The sequence below is a fragment of the Neobacillus sp. BF23-41 genome, from assembly GCF_041106275.1.
Genome location: NZ_JBGBPR010000003.1, coordinates 1 through 22,760, shown reverse-complemented (window position 1 = coordinate 22,760; position 22,760 = coordinate 1). Strand labels below are relative to the sequence as shown.

24 protein-coding genes and 1 other RNA gene are annotated in these 22,760 nt (G+C 37.3%); 15 read left to right on the top strand and 10 right to left on the bottom strand.

Going from position 1 to position 22,760, the window contains the following annotated elements:
- Positions 1-23 precede the first annotated feature (23 nt).
- A complete protein-coding gene (gene recU, locus AB7942_RS05815) occupies positions 24-632 on the bottom strand; it encodes a Holliday junction resolvase RecU (RefSeq protein ID WP_369446165.1) in 609 nt (202 codons plus the stop codon).
- A 192-nt stretch (positions 633-824) separates the two neighbouring features.
- Here recU and AB7942_RS05810 point away from each other — a divergent pair, with 192 nt between their 5' ends.
- From AB7942_RS05810 to AB7942_RS05800, 3 genes are all read left to right on the top strand, one after another.
- Complete coding sequence (locus tag AB7942_RS05810; RefSeq protein ID WP_369446164.1) at positions 825-1,802, top strand: DUF2515 domain-containing protein; 978 nt, start codon at positions 825-827, stop codon at positions 1,800-1,802.
- 351 nt (positions 1,803-2,153) lie between these two features.
- Positions 2,154-2,429, top strand: a complete 276-nt coding sequence (locus AB7942_RS05805; protein ID WP_369446163.1) for a hypothetical protein — start codon at positions 2,154-2,156, stop codon at positions 2,427-2,429.
- Between the two features lie 169 nt (positions 2,430-2,598).
- Entirely contained in the window at positions 2,599-2,955 is a 357-nt protein-coding gene (locus tag AB7942_RS05800; protein ID WP_088088764.1) for a DUF1798 family protein, read from the top strand.
- Positions 2,956-2,988: 33 nt separating this feature from the next.
- On the opposite strand, the gene yppF is transcribed toward AB7942_RS05800, so the two are convergent.
- The gene (gene yppF / locus AB7942_RS05795; protein WP_098931669.1) at positions 2,989-3,198 is read right to left on the bottom strand and encodes a YppF family protein; all 210 of its coding nucleotides are present in this window, start codon (positions 3,196-3,198) and stop codon (positions 2,989-2,991) included.
- Between the two features lie 191 nt (positions 3,199-3,389).
- Here yppF and AB7942_RS05790 point away from each other — a divergent pair, with 191 nt between their 5' ends.
- Positions 3,390-3,953, top strand: a complete 564-nt coding sequence (locus AB7942_RS05790; protein WP_180247416.1) for a YppG family protein — start codon at positions 3,390-3,392, stop codon at positions 3,951-3,953.
- Positions 3,954-4,007: 54 nt separating this feature from the next.
- Here the strand turns inward: AB7942_RS05790 and AB7942_RS05785 are convergent, their stop codons facing one another.
- A complete protein-coding gene (locus AB7942_RS05785; RefSeq protein WP_369446162.1) occupies positions 4,008-4,490 on the bottom strand; it encodes an Hsp20/alpha crystallin family protein in 483 nt (160 codons plus the stop codon).
- Between the two features lie 191 nt (positions 4,491-4,681).
- Here AB7942_RS05785 and hcp point away from each other — a divergent pair, with 191 nt between their 5' ends.
- A complete protein-coding gene (gene hcp, locus AB7942_RS05780; RefSeq protein ID WP_369446161.1) occupies positions 4,682-5,980 on the top strand; it encodes a hydroxylamine reductase in 1,299 nt (432 codons plus the stop codon).
- Between the two features lie 44 nt (positions 5,981-6,024).
- On the opposite strand, the gene AB7942_RS05775 is transcribed toward hcp, so the two are convergent.
- Positions 6,025-6,723, bottom strand: coding sequence for a Crp/Fnr family transcriptional regulator (locus tag AB7942_RS05775; RefSeq protein ID WP_369446160.1), 699 nt, complete (start codon positions 6,721-6,723; stop codon positions 6,025-6,027).
- 211 nt (positions 6,724-6,934) lie between these two features.
- Here AB7942_RS05775 and AB7942_RS05770 point away from each other — a divergent pair, with 211 nt between their 5' ends.
- From AB7942_RS05770 to AB7942_RS05730, 8 genes are all read left to right on the top strand, one after another.
- A complete protein-coding gene (locus AB7942_RS05770) occupies positions 6,935-9,211 on the top strand; it encodes a DEAD/DEAH box helicase (RefSeq protein WP_369446159.1) in 2,277 nt (758 codons plus the stop codon).
- Positions 9,212-9,228: 17 nt separating this feature from the next.
- Positions 9,229-10,485, top strand: coding sequence for a ribonuclease H-like domain-containing protein (locus tag AB7942_RS05765; RefSeq protein WP_369446158.1), 1,257 nt, complete (start codon positions 9,229-9,231; stop codon positions 10,483-10,485).
- Positions 10,486-10,933: 448 nt separating this feature from the next.
- Positions 10,934-11,407 (top strand): CotD family spore coat protein, encoded by a 474-nt coding sequence (locus tag AB7942_RS05755; RefSeq protein WP_369446157.1) that lies wholly within the window; start codon positions 10,934-10,936, stop codon positions 11,405-11,407.
- Between the two features lie 130 nt (positions 11,408-11,537).
- A complete protein-coding gene (locus AB7942_RS05750; RefSeq protein ID WP_369446156.1) occupies positions 11,538-12,095 on the top strand; it encodes an SLOG family protein in 558 nt (185 codons plus the stop codon).
- A gap of 146 nt (positions 12,096-12,241) precedes the next feature.
- Complete coding sequence (gene gpsB, locus AB7942_RS05745; RefSeq protein WP_088088754.1) at positions 12,242-12,544, top strand: cell division regulator GpsB; 303 nt, start codon at positions 12,242-12,244, stop codon at positions 12,542-12,544.
- Positions 12,545-12,623: 79 nt separating this feature from the next.
- Positions 12,624-13,029, top strand: an RNA gene (gene rnpB / locus AB7942_RS05740) — RNase P RNA component class B.
- A 172-nt stretch (positions 13,030-13,201) separates the two neighbouring features.
- Positions 13,202-14,356, top strand: coding sequence for a THUMP domain-containing class I SAM-dependent RNA methyltransferase (locus tag AB7942_RS05735; RefSeq protein WP_369446155.1), 1,155 nt, complete (start codon positions 13,202-13,204; stop codon positions 14,354-14,356).
- A 59-nt stretch (positions 14,357-14,415) separates the two neighbouring features.
- Positions 14,416-16,338: an ATP-dependent DNA helicase gene (locus AB7942_RS05730; RefSeq protein WP_369446154.1), complete on the top strand. Its 1,923-nt coding sequence runs from the start codon at positions 14,416-14,418 to the stop codon at positions 16,336-16,338.
- A 58-nt stretch (positions 16,339-16,396) separates the two neighbouring features.
- Here the strand turns inward: AB7942_RS05730 and AB7942_RS05725 are convergent, their stop codons facing one another.
- The 5 genes from AB7942_RS05725 to AB7942_RS05705 are packed head-to-tail and all read right to left on the bottom strand — an operon-like array spanning position 16,397 to position 19,169.
- The gene (locus tag AB7942_RS05725) at positions 16,397-16,696 is read right to left on the bottom strand and encodes a metal-sulfur cluster assembly factor (protein WP_369446433.1); all 300 of its coding nucleotides are present in this window, start codon (positions 16,694-16,696) and stop codon (positions 16,397-16,399) included.
- A gap of 13 nt (positions 16,697-16,709) precedes the next feature.
- Positions 16,710-17,954, bottom strand: coding sequence for a hypothetical protein (locus AB7942_RS05720; protein ID WP_369446153.1), 1,245 nt, complete (start codon positions 17,952-17,954; stop codon positions 16,710-16,712).
- A 14-nt stretch (positions 17,955-17,968) separates the two neighbouring features.
- On the bottom strand, positions 17,969-18,175 hold the full coding sequence (locus AB7942_RS05715) for a DUF2249 domain-containing protein (protein WP_088088749.1): 207 nt from the start codon (positions 18,173-18,175) through the stop codon (positions 17,969-17,971).
- A gap of 21 nt (positions 18,176-18,196) precedes the next feature.
- Positions 18,197-18,430: a DUF2249 domain-containing protein gene (locus AB7942_RS05710; RefSeq protein WP_369446152.1), complete on the bottom strand. Its 234-nt coding sequence runs from the start codon at positions 18,428-18,430 to the stop codon at positions 18,197-18,199.
- A gap of 46 nt (positions 18,431-18,476) precedes the next feature.
- Positions 18,477-19,169: a Crp/Fnr family transcriptional regulator gene (locus tag AB7942_RS05705; RefSeq protein ID WP_369446151.1), complete on the bottom strand. Its 693-nt coding sequence runs from the start codon at positions 19,167-19,169 to the stop codon at positions 18,477-18,479.
- A 225-nt stretch (positions 19,170-19,394) separates the two neighbouring features.
- Here AB7942_RS05705 and AB7942_RS05700 point away from each other — a divergent pair, with 225 nt between their 5' ends.
- Positions 19,395-21,758 (top strand): nitric-oxide reductase large subunit, encoded by a 2,364-nt coding sequence (locus AB7942_RS05700; protein WP_369446150.1) that lies wholly within the window; start codon positions 19,395-19,397, stop codon positions 21,756-21,758.
- An 18-nt stretch (positions 21,759-21,776) separates the two neighbouring features.
- Here the strand turns inward: AB7942_RS05700 and AB7942_RS05695 are convergent, their stop codons facing one another.
- Positions 21,777-21,929: a hypothetical protein gene (locus tag AB7942_RS05695; RefSeq protein ID WP_179195911.1), complete on the bottom strand. Its 153-nt coding sequence runs from the start codon at positions 21,927-21,929 to the stop codon at positions 21,777-21,779.
- A 117-nt stretch (positions 21,930-22,046) separates the two neighbouring features.
- Between AB7942_RS05695 and AB7942_RS05690 the strand changes: the two genes are divergently transcribed.
- A complete protein-coding gene (locus tag AB7942_RS05690; protein WP_215010457.1) occupies positions 22,047-22,280 on the top strand; it encodes a DUF2249 domain-containing protein in 234 nt (77 codons plus the stop codon).
- Positions 22,281-22,760 lie beyond the last annotated feature (480 nt).

Genomic DNA, 22,760 nt, shown 5'->3' with positions numbered 1-22,760 from the left:
ATTCCTTCCTTTCGAGCCTTCTCTCAATTATGAAACTTATCTATAATTTTAATATAGTCAATTCGCGGTTGAAAACCAAGTGGGATCTGATGTCCTTGTTGTTCCACTTCCTCTTTGGTTATCGATTTTCTGCCGCCATTATTCATTCGTTTCCAAAATGTTAACAAGTGTTTTGCTTCGAGTAAAAAAACCTGCTCATATCTTGTAAAACGAAGGATAACAAAACAAATACCTCCTTGATCCAGTACTTCTTCCATATGCTGTATCTGGTGTTGATGGAAATTCTTTAATGGAAAAGAGGTAGGGTTCTGTGTTTCTTTAGCTTCGAAATCAATATAATTTCCTTTATAAACACCATTATAATCCGTGGTGGAGGCTAGTTTGAAATATGCCTCTTTAATTACAGCAGCACTGCGGTTTGGATAATCAACCTGGACAATTTGGACCGGCGTTGGTTTTTTATGAATAACAGCTACTTTTCTCGCACGGTAATATTCATTTGTCTCATTTAAGTCTTCCTCAAGTGTCATTCCTCTGTTACTATAAGAGCCATTTTTCTTTTTTTTATTGATATTTTCTGTGTTCTGTCCTCTTGGTACATACCTTTTTCCGTTTGGATAGTTAAAGTTCACGTTTTACACCTCTCAAACTCTTCCTTATCATATCAAATCTTGACGGGAAAGGGGTGTATAAAATACATTTGCATACACACTCTAATAACAATTGTACTGTGAATACTAAATTTATACATGATGCATTTTTCATAAAAGGAAACTCAATCATAGTACTAATAATCTATTAAAAAAACTTAAGGGAAGATGAATATGAATCATCTTACAATACAGGAACGAACAATCATTCGTCAAATTCAAGATGAAACCAATAAAAAAAATGTCGATAATATCTCAAGGACTGAAGCATACCTTTCTTTTTTTAAAAAACATCCAGATATCATTTGGTCTTTCTTAGCAAGCATGGTATCTAGGAATGGGGGGTGGAATATGTGTGACCTCCAAGGGGCAATATTTCCTCAATTACTAACGGACTTGACGAGAAAGCAGCTTTTCCTTACCTATGAGCGGGCAAATTGGTTGATTTTCAATGATGTCTATCCCCAGCTATTGGTCTACCAATATTCGACGAAATTAAATCGAAAAATGTTTCATTTACTCCCTTATTTTCATGTTTCTACGTTTATCCAAAAAGAATGGTTTCGATATTGGAATGAAAATGATAAGAACAGACTAACCACTTCATTAATCATAAATGAACAAAATGTCATTCAAACACCGGTTATTGAACACCCTCTATATAAGAAAAAGGTTTTCCAATCGAAGCTTTTTTCTTTTCAAGATTGGTTCCATTTCAGTTGTGTACTATTTCCAACCTGTGGGGGAGAAGTATATGGGGCAAGTGCAAATGGTTTCAAATCACTTTCAAAAAGAATCAACTTGGGTAAAAGACTAGCTAGCATACTTTTTCATCCACGGTTATTTCCATATTTTTATGAATTCGCTGAAAAAACGCCGCATACTGGTTCAAGAAATGATTATGAACAATATTTTAAAATAAAAACTGGCCTGAAAACCCCGATTTTGCGAGTGAGCTTCCCAGTTATAAAGCATAATCAACATAAATATGAGGATTGGAGTACGCAACGCAGAGTATCCCCAACCTGGTTGCATCTTCCCGCACGACATCGTCACCCCATTCACCTTACTGATTGGTACTTTGCTAAATCAAACCAACTTCAATTAATGTTGGCCCTCCAAAAGACCTTGCAGCTAAAAAAATGGAAATAAAAGAGCAAGGGAAGTGTCCCTTGCTCTTTGGTTGGTTGTTATTCGGCAGGTCGATTTTCTCCCACAAGCTTTTTATCACCGTAGCCTGTTTTTGTTGCTGCATCTGATTGAACTGTTTGCTGCTTTTTGTTTTGTTTATTATTTTTTGACATTAAAAAACACCTCCAACAATAGCTTGTGCGCTTTTTTATTTTTTCATGCAGGGTTTAATCGATGTCGAATTACTTGGGGGAAAATGCCATTTTACCACTACCTTTGACGAATAGCTTCTAGTTTTGTCAGGGTAGAAGGAAGCCGAAAAAAGAAAGAGAATAATTATACTTAATAGAAAATGCTGGGAGGGTTTAATAGATGAATAAGCCATTGTCCGATAAGGAAAAGTTGATTTTAATGCTGTCAGAAATATACGATCAATTAGAAGAATTGGAAGTGGTGCTTGGAGCATCCTTCTCAGACCTGCGCAAAAGTTTAGACAAGAAAGAGCAGGCTAAGTTAATCGTATCAAAACAAAAACTAATGGGACTTGAACGGAGTATTGATAAAGTAAACTCCATTTCTAATTTAGAGATTGCCTGTGCCAATCCAAATCATGTGTCTAGAGCCTTACAACTTGAATTGGGCTATTAATTGCCTATAAAATAATAGTAACGATTAAAGTAGCATAAAGATCTTTGCTACTTTTTATTTTTTAGGCTATGTTAAAGCTTATTGTTGATTTTGGCACAAGTTGATTGGAGCGGAAATCAACAGCCAATTATAACAGAGCCATTTTTTAAAGAAAGGGTTTATTAAAAAGATGTCTGAAGAAATTATCCAATTAACGGAAAAACTTTTAGCTTATAATAGTTTATTCATGAAGTACTATCTAGAGGGAAGGGAGTCAGGGCTCAAGCATGATTTTCATGAAGTGATTAAGCCATTTGCAAATGAAGTTAAGGAAATAAATGACCAATGGAAACATGCCATGAAGAAATGGCTGTCTGAAACGGACCATAAACATCTTCATTTAAAGCAAATCGACACGACATCTGAACATATTGACCAGTTGTCAATTCAATCCTTTTTCCCGGAAACTAGCAAAACGAGATTTTTAAATGCAAATCGTACAGTTGAATTTTTCCTCTTGGAAATATTAAAAGAGATTAAAAAATAGAAAAGAGATGCAGCTGCATCTCTTTAATTATTATTAAGAATGTTCGATGAGGGAGTTTTCATTATCCGTTTCAGGTATTACCGCGCCTTGTTTTTCAAGTTCACGGACAAGAAGACGATATTCTTTAATGTTAATATCGTTTTGAATATACGCTTTCTTAGCAAAATCCATTAATGTATTAACATCATCTGGTGTATAATCCCGACTTTGAATAAATTTGCTTTTTAATTCGCGAATGTCCATATCTATTAGCTCCTCCTTCATCCTTTTTTCTATCGTATCACGAAAATAAGGGATTCCTAGTTTTTAAAATATTTAAACTTCAGACAAAATTCTCGTCATTTTGACATTATAATTCTTTTTCAAAAGAATCACCTTTCCTCTCTCTCCTTCATAATGTGTAGTAGATAAAAAAGCGGAGGAGATGTTTGCCCATGTTTGGCAAAAAAAGGCCGGCTAATTACCTCAATTATGAATACTCGGGGCAAATGATGCAGCAAGGTCCAGTTGGTCAGATCAGGAATCAGCAGCTTATTAATAGTAATCAACCCTTCCATTACCAAGCTCAGCCCCAAAACTATGATTGGACCGCTTACCAACAACCCAATCAACAAATTCCTTATTACCCGCCAGTGTACCAGCAATATGGGCAAAACTATCAACCTGGCTACGTTTCTCAAAATACGCCATACAATAGCCAGCCATTTTCGCAAAAGGATTCGCAATTCTTATTCCAGAACCCTTTACAGCCACAGGATGAAATAGTTCAAAAACCACAGTATATGCCCATGAATGGTTATCCAGTGATGAACCCTTATCCTAAGCAAAGTGCAACCCCAAAACAGCCAGGAGGAGTCCAAACGTTTATGAATTCCTTCAAGTCCCAAGATGGATCGGTGGATATAAATAAAATGGTGAATACAGCAGGTCAAATGATGAATGCTGTTAACCAAGTATCATCACTTGTAAAGGGATTTGGTGGAATATTTAAAGCGTAATAAAAAAGACGGCTTTCTTACTAGCCGTCTTTTCATATGGAAGGGAAATGGAATTTAGTCTTCGATATCAATAATTTTCCCCTTTTCCTGTGGAAGGCGGATTTTTAATAAACCATCACGATAGGATGCTTTCACTTTCTCTTCATTAATCGTATGCGGAAGTGAAATCGTTCTTGATGATTTTTGGCGTAAGTATTTACGTCGATATAAATGATTGATTTCGTCTTCCTCGGTTTCAAATTCGTTATTTTCTACAGAAATAGTTAAATAATTTCCAGAAATGTTTAAATGAATTTGCTCTCTTTTTATCCCTGGCAGTTCTGCAGAGATGATGTATTCCCCACCTGTTTCAATCGTGTCAACATGAAAGCTCGATCCAGATGGAAATGGACTTTTAAAAAAATCATCCATTGATTGTAGAAAGCCTTTGATTGGTTTTTCATTGAAAAAGTCGTTCATCGATTTCATTAACTCGCCAAAAGCTTCTGTTTTCGGCTTTTTAGGGTCATTCTTATCACTCGGTACCTTAGATGACATTAAGTTCCCCTCGCTTTCCAATATTTCACTCGCTATTATATGCTGGATAAACTGGGTAGGTGCCGTCATCGTATGGCAATAATTTTATGAACGATTTATTACAGTTGCTTTAAATGTGATGTAAATCACATTAAATATTTAGGGCGATTAGTATAGTAAAGCAGAAATAAAATCGAAAGTGAGGAACTAAAATGTTCTGTTATCAATGTGAACAAACTCCATCTGGCGGCTGTAATGTCATCGGTGTGTGTGGTAAGGATGAAACCATTGCTAGCTTACAAGACACGATTATTTTTGCATTAAAAGGAATTGCGGCCTATCGAACCCATGCTAATCAATTAGGATATACAGATCCTTTTGTCGATGCCACCACTCATGAAGCACTTTATATGACTTTAACGAATTCAAATTTTAATGTTCAAGAACATATCGACATGGCGATGAAAGTTGGCCAATCAGCAGTCCGCGTAATGGAAATGCTAGATGAAGCTCATACAAAGCGTTTAGGCATCCCTGAGCCAATCCGGGTCAGCCAAAACAAAATTGAAGGAAAATGTATTATTGTTACAGGTCACAACTTATTTGCTTTAGAGGAACTATTAAAGCAAACAGAGGGAAAGGGTATCAATATCTATACGCACTCTGAAATGCTACCTGCACACGGCTATCCAGCATTGAAGAAATATACTCATCTAAAAGGGAATATCGGAAAAGCTTGGTACGACCAGCGACGACTTTTTGAAAATTTCCCTGGAGCGATTTTAGCAACGACCAACTGTGTAATGCCGATTAAAGGGTCATATGCTGACAGGATGTATACATATGAAGTAGCAGGTCTTGAAAATGTAGAGAAAATTATTAATGATGATTTTACACCATTAATTAACCGAGCTTTAAAGCTTCCTGAAGCAGCAATTGATTCCGAAGAAACATTGTTAACAGGGTTCCATCATGAAACGGTTCTAGGCTTAGCACCTGAAGTAATTAATGCAGTCAAAGTTGGTAAAATCAAGCGTTTCTTTGTTATCGCAGGCTGTGATGCACCGGGCACTGGCGGAAATTATTATCGTGAACTTGCCACTTCACTACCGCCAGAGACTGTTATATTAACAACCTCTTGTGGGAAATTCCGCTTTAATGACGTGGATTATGGTGTGGTTCCGGGAACTAATATTCCAAGGTATATAGATTTAGGTCAATGCAATAACTCTGGATCAACTGTTAAGATTGCTTTAGCACTTGCAGATGCATTTGGATGTGAAGTGAATGAACTTCCGGTCAGCATCGTGTTATCTTGGTTTGAACAAAAAGCAGTTGCTATTTTGCTTGGTTTATTTAGCTTAGGGATCCAGGATATCCGCATTGGCCCGAAGCCGCCTGAATTTATCTCTGAGGGGGTATTACAGGTCCTTCAGGACACCTTTAATCTAAAATTGATTGGAACAGCTAAAGAAGACATGGAAGATATGCTACAGCTCTCAATTATATAAGTATAATAAAACCGCAGCATAGATTTGCTGCGGTTTTTAGTGTTTTAGATTAGATTAATTTCTTCCATGAGAATTTCAACATCTACGATCATGTTGCCTTCTTCATCTACTTCTATTAATTCATCTTTTTTCATTTTTGTTAGCGTCCTGCTTATGGTTTCTCTTGTCGTGCCGATCATATTAGCAAGATCCTTATTCGTGAATTCGGATTTTAATAGGATCGTACCATCTTCTTGTTCTTTACCATGCTTCTGGGCGAGCCGAATTAGTAGTTTAATAATTTGTTCGTATGTGTTATTGAGAATCTGTTCTTCTAAACGATTTTGCAAATCAACGATTTTTTCTCCTAATACTTTAAAAACTTTAATACATAGTTCAGGGTTTTCAATCAGTACAGTTTCAAATTTTGAAATTGGAACAGCAATAAGTGTTGAGGATTCAAGTACTTCTGCATAGGCTGGGTAATCGCCTTTTCTGAAAAACCCTACATGGGGAAACATCTCACCTTTTTTAGCAATGGCGACGATTTGTTCTTTGCCATTAATGTCACTTTTATAAATTTTAATTTTTCCGTCATTAATAAAATAGACATTTTCAAGCGGGTCACCTTGGAGAAACACATGACTATGTTTTTTCCATTCCCTAGCAATAGCAATGTCAGAGATTTTTGTTATTTCAAAATCATTTAATTCACGAAAAAGAGTAAAATCAGCGAGCACCCTTTTAATTTCTTCAAATTTCATCCAATCACCTTCAAATATAGATTCCGTTACTATCTATTGTAACAAAAATTCTAGTAATAGTTTAATGTTATTGATATTTATTGTTTAAGTAGAATTTAAAGTTATTCTTACCATTGGAAAAAAGTACTAGGTATATAAAAAATAAAAAAGTCGTTTTTTCTTTTGTTACGAACGTTCATTCGTTAAAATAGAAGTAATGAGGTGAGGAAGCATGAAGCTAAGAAAAAGCCTGCAAGAAATTTTGTCAGACTTAAAAATAAATGATCAATTTAAGGAAAATATCGTTACATGGCACACCATCGAGGAAAAGCCGGCCCAAACAGTCCCGATGCCAAGAGACCTTCATCCGATTTTAAAGTCTGCTCTAAAGAGCAAGGGAATTGAACAACTTTATACACATCAAAAATCGGCCTATGAAAAAATTATTGAAGGAAAAAGTATCGTCGCTGTTACCCCTACAGCTTCAGGAAAGACCCTGTGCTATAATCTTCCAGTTTTGCAATCGATTCTATCTAATCCAAGTACACGGGCTCTTTATATGTTTCCTACGAAAGCACTCGCACAGGACCAAAAGAGTGAAATCAATGAGATAATTCAAGCAGCGGGTGTGGATATAAACAGCTACACGTATGATGGGGATACACCTGCAAATATTCGTCAAAGAGTGAGACAAGCGGGGCATGTGGTTATTACTAATCCTGATATGCTCCATTCAGCCATCCTGCCACATCATACCAAATGGGTTTCTTTGTTTGAAAACCTTAAATTTGTTGTCATCGATGAACTTCATACCTATCGAGGTGTTTTTGGCAGTCATGTGGCCAATGTGATTAGAAGATTAAAACGTATTTGTAAGTATTATGGGAGTAACCCTGTATTTATTTGCACGTCAGCAACCATTGCTAATCCACTTGAACTCGCAGAGACCCTAACAGAAGAAAAGATGAACCTGGTTGATAATAATGGGGCCCCTAGTGGTACAAAGCATTTTCTATTCTATAATCCACCTATTGTAAACAAACCATTAAACATTAGAAGAAGTGCCACACTTGAGGTTCGGAAAATTGCGGGTGAACTTTTAAAAAATAAAATTCAAACTATCGTTTTTGCGAGAAGCAGAGTTAGAGTTGAAATCATTTTGACCTATTTGCAGGAATTAGTGAAGAATCAGTTGGGAGCAAAATCCATAATGGGCTATCGGGGCGGGTATCTCCCAACCGAACGAAGGAAGATTGAAAAAGGGCTTCGTTCAGGTGATATTTACGGTGTGGTCAGTACGAATGCTCTTGAGCTAGGAGTGGATATTGGGCAGTTGCAAGTGTGTATCATGACAGGCTACCCTGGTACGATATCCAGCGCATGGCAGCAGGCTGGAAGAGCGGGAAGAAGGCATGGAGAAGCCCTAGTCATTATGGTAGCAAGCTCCAGTCCCCTAGATCAATACATCATCCAGAATCCGGATTACTTTTTTAACAAAAGCCCTGAAACAGCAAGGATTAATCCTGATAATTTAATTATTTTAATCGATCATATGAAATGTGCTGCCTATGAACTCCCTTTTAAAGCGGGTGAGCATTTTGGAAGTGTAGAAACAGAGGAACTACTAGAATATTTAACAGAAGAACGTGTCCTTTATCATAATGGCGGGAAATGGTATTGGATGAATGATTCTTTTCCAGCACATAACATTAGTTTAAGGTCTGCATCACAAGAGAACGTGATTATCGTTGATCAGTCAGATGTTGCGAATGTAAAAGTAATTGGCGAAATGGACCGTTTTTCAGCGATGACACTTCTCCATGATGAAGCAATTTATTTACATCAAGGGACTCAATTCCAGGTAGAAAAGCTTGATTGGGAAGAGAAAAAGGCGTTCGTTAGGGAAGTCGATGTAGACTATTATACTGATGCCAATTTAGCGGTTCAATTAAAAGTACTGGAAGTAGACAAACTTGAATCAAAAGATGATGCTGAATTCGGTTATGGCGATGTTAGTGTAAGGGCGATGGCCACAATTTTTAAGAAAATTAAATTCGAAACCCACGAAAATATAGGATCTGGACCGATCCAATTACCGGAAGAGGAGCTTCATACAAATGCGGCCTGGATTTCCTTAAACCAGCCGATATCAGAAATCGGCCATGAGCGACTCGAACAGGGTCTTGTCGGGACTGCGCATGCACTAAACCATATAGCTCCCTTATTCGTAATGGCCGACCCTCAGGATATTCATGTCATTCCGCAAGTAAAGGCAGTCCATAACGAAAAGCCAACCATTTTCTTTTATGATCGCTACCCAGGTGGGATAGGATTAAGCGAGAAAATACACACAGGTATGTCGGAAGTATTTGAGGAAACAAAGAAAATGATTACTCGCTGTCAATGCGGATTTGGCTGCCCTTCATGTATTGGTACAGACACCGTTAGTGATACAGCAAAAAATGATACCTTAAAAATTATTGAAGCCTTTTTAAAACCCTCAATATAGGAGAAGGAAGATTAGCGATGTCGTTAAAAAATAAATTAAATCGTTTAAAACCACATCTTTCTGTTGGCGTTCAATCTGAAAAAATTAGTACTCCTCCTTTAGCGGTTAACATTGAGGTTCCTTTCAAGGAACAATGGGAGCAAGAAAACGTTTTTCCATATTTTATGGATCAAAATTACTGTTTAATCAGAGAAGTGAAATATCCACTCTCATATCAGCATGGTCATTACTGTTTTCGTGATTTTCTAACCGCAGTAGATATATGGAACAAACAGCCCGTAAATCATCCTTTATCAGCAGAAGGGCATCAAGCGGAAGAATTATTCTTTTTTGATACTGAAACAACTGGACTTGGCGGTGGGGTCGGAAACACGATTTTTTTACTCGGCTATGCGAGCATTTCTGGTGATTCCCTTATCTTAAGACAACATATTTTACCGAATCCGGGGGCAGAGGTCCCTTTATATCAAAGCTTTCTAGAAAAAGTGAATTATAAAACGCTGGTTACTTATAATGGGAAGTCATTTGATTGGCCGCAGGTAAAAACAAGGCATACGCTCGTAAGAGAACATGTGCCAAAGCTGCCGCAGTTTGGGCATTTCGATTTATTTCATGCGGCTAGAAGGCTATGGAAGCATAAATTAGACCGTTTAAAGTTAGCTGTTGTGGAGAAAGAGGTCCTTGGTGTAGAAAGGGTAGATGACATTCCTGGCTTTTTGGCTCCGATGATTTACTTTGAGTTTATTGATAGTAAACAGCCTAATGGAATGCTTGGTATTCTAAAACATAATGAAATTGATATTTTATCGCTTGTTACATTGTATACACATATAACCTTTCAACTATGTGGAACAGATACTTCTCAAACCAGACCCGAGTCCTTTGAGGTAGGGCGCTGGTTTGCTTCATTAGGAGAACAAAATGAAGCAGAAAAAGTTTTGACCAAGCTTGCAAATGGAAGTGATTTTACTTCCTATCAAGCAAAGCATGCTTTAGCTATACAACAAAAAAAAGAACGTGACTGGGAAAAAGCACGGAAATTGTTTTCGGATGTTGTTGATTCGGGTGATAAACCAATGATGTTAGATGCATGCCTGGAGCTAGCCAAGATCCATGAACATAGGCTAAAAGATTATCAACTTGCGTTGGATTATTGTCAAAAGGCGATTATGATCGTATCCCAATTTGAAAAACCACCTAAAATTACAGATCAAAAAAGCTTAGAACAACTCAAATTTCGTCTTAGCCGGATAGAGCGAAAAAATGCAAAATAACCGGTCTGACTATTGTTTTTTGTAAAGTTCATCTAATTGCCACAAAATCAGTGAAAATTAATTTAAAAAACCAGCATTTCCATATTGTTTATCATAGTTGAAAGAGGTAAAATTTGAAATTGGATTGAGAAAAAAAACGACTAACAAAACATTTGGAGCTGGTAACATGTATAAAGCGATTTTATTCTTATTTTTTATTGTCGTTTGTTTGACTGCAGTTATTTTTACGAGTTTAAAAGATAGCTTTTATTCTTTTTTATAAATGAAACATATGTCTAGGGTGGGCAGCCCTTTTTTGAGCAAAACTAGGCATATCTGAACATATATAAATATTGAAAACATAGCAATGACCGTATTAAACCAAAAAAATAGGTATTTTCATTAGTACAAGAGTAATCCCTTCAACATAGGCTGTAATGTAAACAAATAATTGAAGGGAGATTATTATATGTATCTTGGAACTAACTTTATGCCGCCAGTCATTCATCCGACTCAACAAATTGTGAACCATACGTTTTCAACGACAGTGGTTCCCCATATTCACCCTGTCCACTCAACCACGGTAAATCACCATTTGTATCAACATAAACATTACTGTCCGCAAACTGCTTCTTGCGCTGAAGAGGTATGTAATCAGCAAATTAACTGCTGTAACCCATGTGCACCTGCTGCAATGCCAGTTGCAATGCCAGCAGCTAATGCTTTACCAAATGTACCACCAGGAATGGGAGGCCCAGGCTTTGGACCAGGAGGCCCAGGCTTTGGACCAGGGGGCCCAGGCTTTGGACCAGGGGGCCCAGGCTTTGGACCAGGGGGCCCAGGCTTTGGACCAGGAGGCCCAGGTTTCGGACCAGGAGGCCCAGGTTTCGGACCAGGAGGCCCAGGCTTTGCACCAGGACCATTCATGGGTCCTAGACGTTAATTGAAATAATGTATTTTGCAGGGGCTTTTTAGCCCTTGTTTTTTAATTTTTATTTACTAATATGATATGCTTGTTTCATTCAAATGTTTGTCCATTTAAAAAAAAATTCTTGGTGAGGAGAACGTTCTTTATGAAAGTTCTAGCCATTTCAGGTTATAAACCCTATGAATTAGGAATTTTTAAAAATGACCATCCATCGGTATTATTTCTCAAGGCTGCAATTAAAAAATCACTCATTCCAATGATAGACGAAGGACTAGAGTGGGTGCTGATAAGTGGCCAATTAGGAGTGGAACTGTGGGCAGCTGAGGTTGTATTTGAATTGCAAATGGAATTTCCAAATCTAAAACTAGCAGTAATAACGCCATTTTTAGATCAGCAAGCGTCTTGGAAGGAAAATAATCAGGAATGGTATGAGTCAGTTTTAGCACAAGCTGATTTCATTGATTCTGTTACGAAAAAGGGATATGAAAAACCGTTTCAATTTAGGCTGAAAAATCAATTTTTTATAGAAAAAAGTGAGGGACTCCTCCTCCTTTACGATCAGGAAAGAGATGGGAGCCCAAAATATCTATATGAAATGGCTCTTGAATACCAAAAAAAACATCTATATCCGATTGAGCTGATTACATTTTATGATTTGCAAATGATTGTCGAAGAAGAACAAATGAAACTCGCTGACTTTTAACTTTATTAGTCATTTTTTTAAGTACAAATCCATATATTGAAATGATTTATCAAATCATAAATTTAACAAAACAAATGAAAATTGACAAAACTACATATTTTTGAAAAAATAATAGGTAGTGATTGGCGAATACTGGGGTGAATTGAATGCTGTCAGATAAAGTGAAATTAACAGCTAAGGATATTTTAGAAAAAGAGTTTAAGACTGGCGTACGCGGCTATAAACAAGAAGACGTTGATAAGTTTTTGGATTTAATCATTAAAGATTATGCAACATTTCATCAGGAGGTTGAAGATCTTCAACAGGAAAATCTTCGGCTTCGGAAACAGCTTGAAGAAACTTCAAAAAGACAGCCCGCAGCACAGCCTGCAGGTACCACAAATTTTGATATCTTGAAGCGATTATCCAATCTTGAAAAACATGTTTTTGGTAACAAGCTCTACGATTAACAGAATGTATTACAAATTCCTAAAAATAACCATTGAATTACCAGCGTGAAATACATATAATAAATTGTATTCATTAATAACGTTCGGGTAATCGCTGTGAGAAGCATTTGCATTCTTGCAGAGGAAAGTCCATGCTCGCACGAGCTGAGATGCTCGTAGTGTTCGTGCCTAGTGAATTCATAAGCTAGGGCAGCTGGGGCTAGCATCCAGTTGACGGCCGGGAAAATACCTAAGTCCTTTTGGGGATATGGTATGAATACCTATAAAAGTGCCACAGTGACGTAGCCTTTCCAGAAATGGAAAGGGTGGAACGGGTAAACCCCACGAGCGAGAAACCCAAATAATGGTAGGGGCACTTTCTCTGAGGAATTGAACAAGGAGAAGGACAGGTTCAAATCTGAGCCTGTAGATAGATGATTACCACCTAAGTACGAGACACACCCGTGTCGTTTGGAGTACACTGGTACAGAACATGGCTTACAGAACGTTATTAATGGGAAAGTATGCTGGATATTAAATGGCTCTCCTGATAAGGGGAGCTTTTTATTATTAATAGACATATTGCATTCGTTGTCGACTTTTTGTCAATAATGAAAGCGAATTAAGATTATTTTTATTAAAAATAAACATACATACAAATGAATTAAGGGTGAAAAAATGGGAAATTATCAATTAATAGCTACGGCGGCAATGGGACTTGAAGCTTTAGTTGCCAAAGAAGTACGATCATTAGGATATGACTGTGAAGTTGAAAATGGCAAAGTCACCTACACTGGTGATGAAAATGCGATAGCCCGCAGTAATTTATGGCTCCGAACAGCGGACAGAATTAAGATCAAGGTCGGAGAATTTAAGGCTTATACCTTTGATGAATTATTCGAGAAAACCAAGGCACTCCCGTGGGAAAAATTCTTACCTGAAGACGCGGAATTTCCTGTGGTTGGTAAATCTGTAAAGTCAAAGCTCTTTAGTGTTTCTGATTGCCAGGCAATTGTTAAAAAAGCAGTGGTAGAACGAATGAAACAACATTATAAACGAAGTACCTGGTTTGAGGAAACCGGTGCTTATTTTCGCATCGAAGTGGCACTATTAAAAGATGTTGCTACGATCACCATTGACACTAGTGGTCAAGGGCTTCATAAACGCGGCTATCGTCTCGATCAGGGGGAGGCACCCCTAAAGGAAACACTTGCTGCTGCACTTGTCTTACTCACCAATTGGAAGGCAGACCGTCCTTTTATGGATCCTTTCTGCGGCTCAGGGACAATTCCCATTGAAGCGGCAATGATAGGGCAAAATATCGCTCCAGGTTTTAACAGAGAATTTGTTTCTGAGCGTTGGAATTGGTTTTCTTCAAAGATTTGGGAGGAAGCTAGAAATGAAGCAGAGGACCTTGCAAATTATGATCAACCATTAGACATATTAGGCACTGATATCGACCATAGAATGGTGAAAATTGCCCAAGAAAACGCCTTTGAAGCCGGATTCGCTGACTTAATTCATTTCAAGCAAATGCAGGTTAGAGATATTTCTACCAATAAACAGTACGGTGTCATAGTCGGAAATCCACCTTATGGTGAAAGACTAGGGGATAAAAAAGCGGTCGAACACATGTATAAAGAAATGGGTGAAGCATTCAATGCGCTTGATACATGGTCAATTTATATCCTGACTTCTAATGAACAGTTCGAACAATTCTATGGAAAGCCAGCGACAAGGAAGAGAAAGCTTTTTAATGGCTTTATTCGTACTGACCTTTATCAATATTGGGGAAAGAAACCTCCTCGTCAAAATGAACTGAATCTAGAATAATCAATGATTAATATACTTATGTTTGTGGTAACACATGAAAGTTTTTTGGGGAGGGTACTATGCAAAAACGCATGCCATTTGACATTGCAAAAACAGAGTCCTTTTATGATAAATTAGGTGAATGGATTGGTGACTTATTTTATGATGTTTTGCCTGAAGCTGGATTCGAACTAAGAGATGAACAGATATATATGGCTTTTCAACTAGAAAATGCCTACAAAGATAAAAAAGTAATGTTTGCTGAAGCAGGCGTTGGAACGGGGAAAACCATCGTATATTTGCTTTATGCGATAATGTATGCACGTTATACCAATCGTCCGGCTGTTATTGCTTGTGCGGATGAGACTTTAATTGAGCAGTTGGTTAAAAAAGAGGGAGATATCGCAAAGCTGGAGAAAATTCTTGGACTAGATATCGATGTCCGTTTGGCAAAATCGCGAGATCAATACCTTTGTTTAAAAAAGCTAGATCTGACCAGGAATACTGATTTTTCAGATGAGATTTCAGATATTTATGAAAAACTGCCTGATTTTGTTCATTCTGTTGGCTCTATGCAAACATTTGAAAAATATGGTGACAGAAGAGATTATCCAGCTTTATCAGATGAAAAATGGAGTGAAGTTAATTGGGATGCTGTCCAAGATTGTTTTTCTTGTGAAAAGCGTCATCGCTGTGGGCTGACTTTGCACCGTGATTATTATCGACATTCAGAGGATTTAATTATCTGTTCCCATGATTTTTATATGGAGCATATCTGGACAAAGGAATCAAGAAAGCGAGAAGGGCAGCTTCCACTTTTACCTGAACATTCTTCCGTTGTTTTTGATGAAGGACACCTGCTTGAATATGCAGCGCAAAAAGCATTGAGCTACCGGTTTACTGATTATACATTAGAAACCCTGCTCAATAGGTTAATGGAAAATGAAGTACGTGAGAAGACCTTGTATACGATTGATGAGGCTTTATTAGATAACGAGGCATTTTTTGATGCGATTTCACAATTCTCCTCTCTTTCACAAGGTTCTGAAAAACAAATGATTACGAAGCATCCATTAGTTTTTAAAACATGCAGAAAGTTACTTTCAACCCTTCAAGGATTAGAGGAGGAATTAGTGTTTGAAAGTGAGTTATATGTCATTAATGAGTACGATCTGAAAATTGTCGAGGAATATTTGGAGCAAATCACCTATTCGTTATCACTTTTTCTTCAGGAATTAAACGGAATCACTTGGTTCGAGGAAAAAGGGGGAGAACGCACACTGGTTATTATGCCTAAAATGGTCGAGGAAGTAATGCGGGAAGAAGTTTTCACTCAGAAAAAGCCGTTTATTTTCTCATCTGCGACGCTAGCAAATCAAAAGTCGTTCGACTATATTGCTTCTAGTATCGGGGTTGATGACTACTTATCTTTTTCAGTGACATCTCCTTTTGATTATGATGATAGGATGGAGCTTTACCTTCCAAAATTTAAAGATGCTGATATTGAAGGGAAATTAGAATATATTTTAGAGGAAATTCGCAAATCAGAGGGACGCGCATTAGTTCTATTAAATAATAAAGAGGAATTGGCTCAACTAAAGAAAAAGCTATCAGGAGCAGTCCCGTATCCAGTTTATTTTGAAGGCGATGAAGAAATAAGCACACTTGTTTCTAAATTTCAGAATGAAGAACATGCGATACTTTGTTCACTTCATCTATGGGAAGGTCTTGATATTCCGGGAAGATCACTTGAAAATGTCTTGATATTTTCACTTCCTTTTCCACCTAATGATCCTGTCTTTACCGCAAAAAAGGCCGGTGTAGATAACCCATTTACGGAAGTTGACTTGCCGTATATGCTTCTCCGCTTACGTCAAGGCGTTGGCCGCTTGATCAGGAGTGAAAAGGATCAAGGAACGGTTCATATTTTAGTTGATGAAGATATCGACACAAATGTCTTACAGAAAATTAAAGAAGTATTGCCAACAGAGGCTAAAGATTGATAATCATGAAGAATAAACAAAGCGGAAGGACCTATTAAAGGCTCTTCCGCTTTGTATTTTATCTACCTAATAATCGTAGGCCTTCAGCTGTCATTTTGTCTGGTGACCAGGCTGGCTCCCAGACAAGATTTACTTCAACTTTTTTAGTTTCTTCCATTCCTTCCGCACAATAACGTACCCCGCTGGTTATGCTGTCATGGAGTGGGCAGCCGGGTGTTGTTAACGTCATGGTAATAGTAACATCAGCGGTTTCTGTTACCTCTACATTATAAATTAAGCCTAGGTCAACGACATTTATATTTAATTCAGGATCGTAAACACTCTTTAACTCAGTTAGGATCTTTTCTTTTAAATTCATCATAAACACCTCACTATTTTTTTAATACGCTTAGGATATTAATTGCAATGATAATAAAAACAATCGAAAGTACGGACTGACCAACATTAAAGAGAATAGCAATATGAAAAGCTAGAGCACAAAAAACTATCAGTATAGCGACGATAAATAAAGAAAATAACGGAATAACCATTTTTTCATTCATCATCTCTTTTAATGAAGGGACCTTATTTTTCCCGATTTCCTTACTGTATTTGTAAGTCCACCAAAGGAATGGAACTATTTTATATAAATAACTAACAATACTTAAGACAATCCAAAGTAATAAATAGGCATAGATAAGCGGGCTAGTAAAAGTGTTAACATCATGATTCCAAAGCATAATAAAAGCTGCAAAATGAATGACATTTCCAAACCCAATAGCCACTAGTGCAATCGTAAAAGGTTTATCTAATGTTTTCTTCAATCTTTTTTTGATGATTATTCTAATATGCCAGCTGAAAATGGAAAATCCTATTAAAAGCAGCAAGAAACCAATTTTCAAAAGGGTATTGTTATTAGTAAAGAAGGAAACCAGCGATACGACAAGACCTGAAAGATAAAAAACATAAACATATTTAGCCTGAATCATCGGAAAACCATGAGATAGCGAAAACATAGGCACCATCTTATATGAAAATCCAAAAATTAATAATGTAAACCAACCAGTAACTCCCATTAATAAATGGGCTTTTAAAATCGATTGATAATATTCACCGGCAAATCCTGTTTTTAAGCAATAAATCAATGTAATCCCTAAAGAAATCGTAATAAATAAACAAACAAGGGACGAACCGACGAAAGCTGTAAGAATAGTTGGTTTTGCTTGTTTTTTTAGTGTCATAAACATTTGGAATAAAAACATTAAGATGCCGAGTAAAGTAAGGACACCAGGAATCATTGCATTTTGTGGTGACCAATATAACATCGCTGAAAATGATGTTATACCGATCGCAGTAAGAAAAAATTGTATAAAACCAAATCTTTCATTCCATATTTTAGTTAGGAATGCAACAGGTACAAGCTGATACATCGCTCCCATTGCTGCCATTAATGCCCAGCCTAGAATTAATAAATGGGCTGCAGCCCAAATTACTGGGATTCTAAAGCTCCCATCCGCCATCAAGTGACCATTTACTAAAAGAAGAATTTGTGAAAACACCAAGGCAATTAAACTAAACAAGATAAATGAAAATGGAAGCTTAATATTCGTTTCACTTCCCATATTTTGAGGAAGCATGACATTTCACCCTCTTACCGGAAGATTTCAATTTTAAAACTTCCGTCATTTTGTTGTTCTGTACGCTGCTGATAGCCTAATTCTTCTAATTGCTCATAAAGGAACATCGGCCTGCGGTCATTAATTATTGTCAAAACCTCATTTTTCCCAAGGGTTTCCAAGGCGGCTAAGGTTCTCATCATTGGCTGTGGCGGTTCTAAACCTCGATTATCCAAAATCATGAATATTCCCCCCTTCTTCCATTAAGCTTTCTTTGTAAAAGTTACTTTCCAATGTTTACTCTCAATTTCTTCTTCTTCATGAGTAAAGCCTTTTGCTTTTAATACCGCGAAAAGTGGTACTGGTTTAAAGGGGGCATGAAGGATAAATATATCATTATCCTTAACTTCCTTAAAAGCCTCCATTATTTTTTGAAAGGGTTCAATTTTATTCTTTAAATCCTCGCGTACATCAAGTTCGATAATTCGTTGTTCCATCGTAGTTACAACTCCTCTTATATTTTATAAATCCAAGCCTGCTAAATTAATAGAATAATTCCCGCTGAAGAGCTTCCCTGTCAATTAGGTAAAAACCATCCACATCCAAGGCAACATAGTCTTTCTTTTTCACATGATTGATCGTCCTACTGACAGTTTCTCTTGAAGTGCCAATCATATTGGCTAATTCGCGATTGGTGAACTGTGTTGTTAGCTTATAGCGCTCGCCAACCATCTCGCCATTTGATTTACAGAGCCTAATAAGTAGTAAAATTATTTGTTCAAAAGTGTTATGGAGAACTTGTGCTTCTAATCTTCCCTGCAAATCTACTATTTTTTCTCCTAATACTTTGAATAACTTGATGCAAAGCTCCGGATAGGAAATAAGTATTTCTTCAAACTTATCTATGGGAATAACAATCAGATTTGTATCTTCCATCACTTCCGCATGAGCTGGGAAATTTCCTTTCCTGAAAAATCCTGCATGTGGAAACATTTCACCAGGTTCAAGCACGGATATTAGTTGTTCTTTCCCTGATTGGTCTGTTTTACAGATCTTTATTTTTCCACTATGAATAAAGAAAACTCGGTCAAGTGGATCGTCCTGCATAAAAATATACATCTTATGTTTATAAAAACGAGTTTGTGCAATCTTCACGATGGGCTCTAATTCTTCTGCAGATAATTCTTTGAAGATTGGGACCTCAGACAATCTTTTTACTATGTCCTCTTGCTTCATTAACATCACCTTCGTATTAGTAATTCTGTTTGACTAAATTGTAGCAGTGTTTTCCCTGTAATTATGTGACCTCCGTCATAGATAACTAGTTTTTATGAAAATAATTCTCAGTCGGAACTGTGGTGTGGGAAATATCACAGGAGTACGATGAGTTGCTTCACTGTGTGACGGTCTTGTGAAAGTTACAATACGATTTGTGAGAAAATATGAAAGGGTGAATTTGGAATGGACATACAACGGGGAACACCAACCACAAAAGTGGTGAAGACAAATAAAAATGCAATGCTTAAATCAATATTAGTTATAACCATTTTACTGAGCTTCACGGTATTACTAGTAGGTGGCTATTGGATCTTTAAGGAGCAGGCACCAAGACCTGTAGAGGTTACCAATGAAAAGGGTGACGTTTTATTTACAAAAGATACAATTATGGGCGGACAGGCCGTTTTTCAAAAGTACGGTTTAATGGATTATGGTACCGTTTTAGGTCACGGTTCTTATATGGGTCCCGATTATACAGCGGAAGCTTTAAAGCTCTATACTGAAGGAATGCAAGATTTTAAAGCAAATGATGAATTCGGTAAAGATTATGCTTCATTAAATGAAGATCAAAAATCCGTTATAAAAAATAAAGTAATAAAAGAAATGCGTAAAAATCGTTATGATAGCAAAAGCGATACAATGAAACTAACAAATGCTCAAGCGTTTGGACTTGAAAAAGTAAGAGAGTACTATAAAAAGATATTTACTAAAGGCGACGGTTGGGGGTTAAAGGCAAACCTTATTAAAGAAGGGGATATGCCAAAAGACGATCGAGCTTATGTTGCAAAAGGGGATCAAATCACCCAAATATCTGATTTCTTTTTCTGGACTGCGTGGCTTTCAAGTACAGTCCGCGAAGGTGATAAAATCACGTATACTAATAATTGGCCTTACTATGAAGACGCAGGAAACCAATTATCCTTTTCTGCTATTTGGTGGAGCGGTGCTAGCATAACATTATTTGTATTAATGGTTGGAGTTATCCTATTTGTTTTTTACCGTTATCAATTTGGTATGCAGGAAGCCTATAAAGAAGGTAATTTCCCACGAATTGATTTACGGAAAGTGCCGGTGACGAGCTCTCAGGTGAAAACAGGAAAATACTTCGTCATTGTGGCAGCATTATTCTTTGTCCAGTGTATGTTTGGGGCGTTACTAGCTCACTATTATATCGAACCTGATAGTTTCTTCGGTATGAAGTGGATTCACGATATTCTTCCATTTAATATTACAAAAGGTTACCACCTACAGCTTGCTATCTTCTGGATCGCTACGGCATGGCTTGGAATGGGAATATATGTAGCGCCGCTAGTTGGAGGTTATGAGCCTAAGAAACAAGGTTTATTAGTAGATATTTTATTCTGGGCACTGGTTGTCCTTGTTGTCGGAAGTATGGTCGGAGAATGGCTAGGTGCAAATGGCTACTTAGGAAACAACTGGTTCTTATTTGGTCATACTGGCTGGGAGTACATTGAGCTTGGACGTATCTGGCAGATTATTTTGATTGTCGGTATGCTAATTTGGCTGTTTATCGTTTATAGAGGTGTCAGGGCTGGTCTGAAGAGAGAGAATGATAAAGGCGGACTTATTCACCTGTTATTCTACTCAGCAATCGCGGTGCCAGCATTCTATATATTTGCCTTGTTTATCAACCCAGGTACAAGCTTCACATTTGCAGATTACTGGCGCTGGTGGATTATTCACTTATGGGTAGAAGGTATTTTTGAGGTTTTTGCGGTTGTTGTTATTGGTTTCTTATTGGTTCAACTCGGTCTTGTAACGAAAAAATCTACAGTAAGACAACTTTATTTCCAATTGATCCTGCTCTTGGGCAGTGGGGTAATTGGAATCGGTCACCACTACTACTATAATGGTTCAGCAGAAGTTTGGCTGGCTCTTGGAGCAGTATTCTCAGCATTAGAAGTAATTCCGTTAACATTGTTAATCCTTGAAGCATATGAGCAATATAAGATGATGCGTGAGGGTGGGGTAGATTTCCCATACAAAGGAACGTTCTGGTTCTTAATCTCTGTTGCTATTTGGAACTTAGTTGGCGCAGGTGTGCTTGGATTCTTAATTAACTTACCAGCAGTCAGCTATTTTGAACACGGACAATTCTTAACACCTGCTCACGGTCATGGATCCATGATGGGTGTGTACGGAATGTTTGCATGTGCAGTATTACTTTACTCATTGAGAAACATTGTAAAACCAGAGGCATGGAATGATAAGTGGATTAAATTTAGCTGTATCATGTTAAACGTTGGACTTGCAGGAATGGTTTTCCTATCCTTGCTTCCTGTTGGTTTCATTCAAATCAAAGAAGCCTTTAATCATGGTTATGCTGCTTCTCGTTCAGCATCATTCCTACAAAAGGATATTGTTGAAACATTATTAACATGGCGTGCGGTGCCTGACACCATTTTCTTAATCGGAGTGGTAGTATTATTGTTATTCTGTATTAAAGCAATCTTTAATTTACGGAAGCCAACCAACAAAGAAGGAGAAAAACTCCCTGTTAAAGATCTTTCAATTGACGAGGATTAATAGAAAAATCCGCAAAGGTCAGCTTTGCGGATTTTCTTTGTTCAAAATCAATATTTCGTGGCATTCAAAACAATAAATCTCTTTCTCCTCGGTATGGATACCGTTAAAAAAGCCATCTAAGCAATAAATTTCTTTACTGCAGCACTTACACTTTCCAATTAGTTCCTTCATTGGTCATACCCCCTGTATTAACAAAATCATCTTATTGGTGTGATACCACTCACTAAGTTATAGACCAAGTTTCCTTATAATAAAAAAGAAGTTAACAAACTAATGGGAGTGAAAATAATGCAAACTTACGCAAAAGTCATTAATGTTCCAGATTTTCCACCACGTGAAAAACATCCAACAATCTTTGGCGGATTTGACGGTTTAGCATCAGGTGAGACAATGATGATTGTAAATGACCATGACCCTAGACCACTATTATATCAATTCATGATGGAAAGACCTGAGCAATTCTCTTGGGAGTACCTTGAGGAAGGTCCTGAAACATGGAGAGTAGCCATTGCTAAGAAGTAATCGTTGAAAAAAGGGACTTCTTAACAATCCCAGTTATTTAACCATTTCGTAGTGCTTTATTTAGTTATTTTCCATCTAACATCCTCTTTTCCCTATAAATTTATTTTACAACAGAAATTCTTTCTGTTGTTTTTTTGTGTGCCAGGCATGTTCATTAACTAGGCGGTGCAAGTCCGCTATGGGCGTTGGGATATGCGAACCATTAGCCGAAGGCAAGGGTGTCCGTGGTGACGCGGAATCTGAAGGAAGCCCTAGGCAAATCCTCGGTCTGAGGTACACGAATCACATTCGAGGTTTCCGTTTCAGGACGAGTTTGCAGAACAAAACAAAGTCCAAAATATCTCCGGATGAAACGGGAATAAATGTGGCAGATATATGAGGAGAAAGTGAATGAACTTACCCTGGGAGGTCTCTTAATACCCAATACAGGAACCTACTTAGTGATAAGTAGCTGAATTAAGAGAAGTCAGCCGAAGTCAT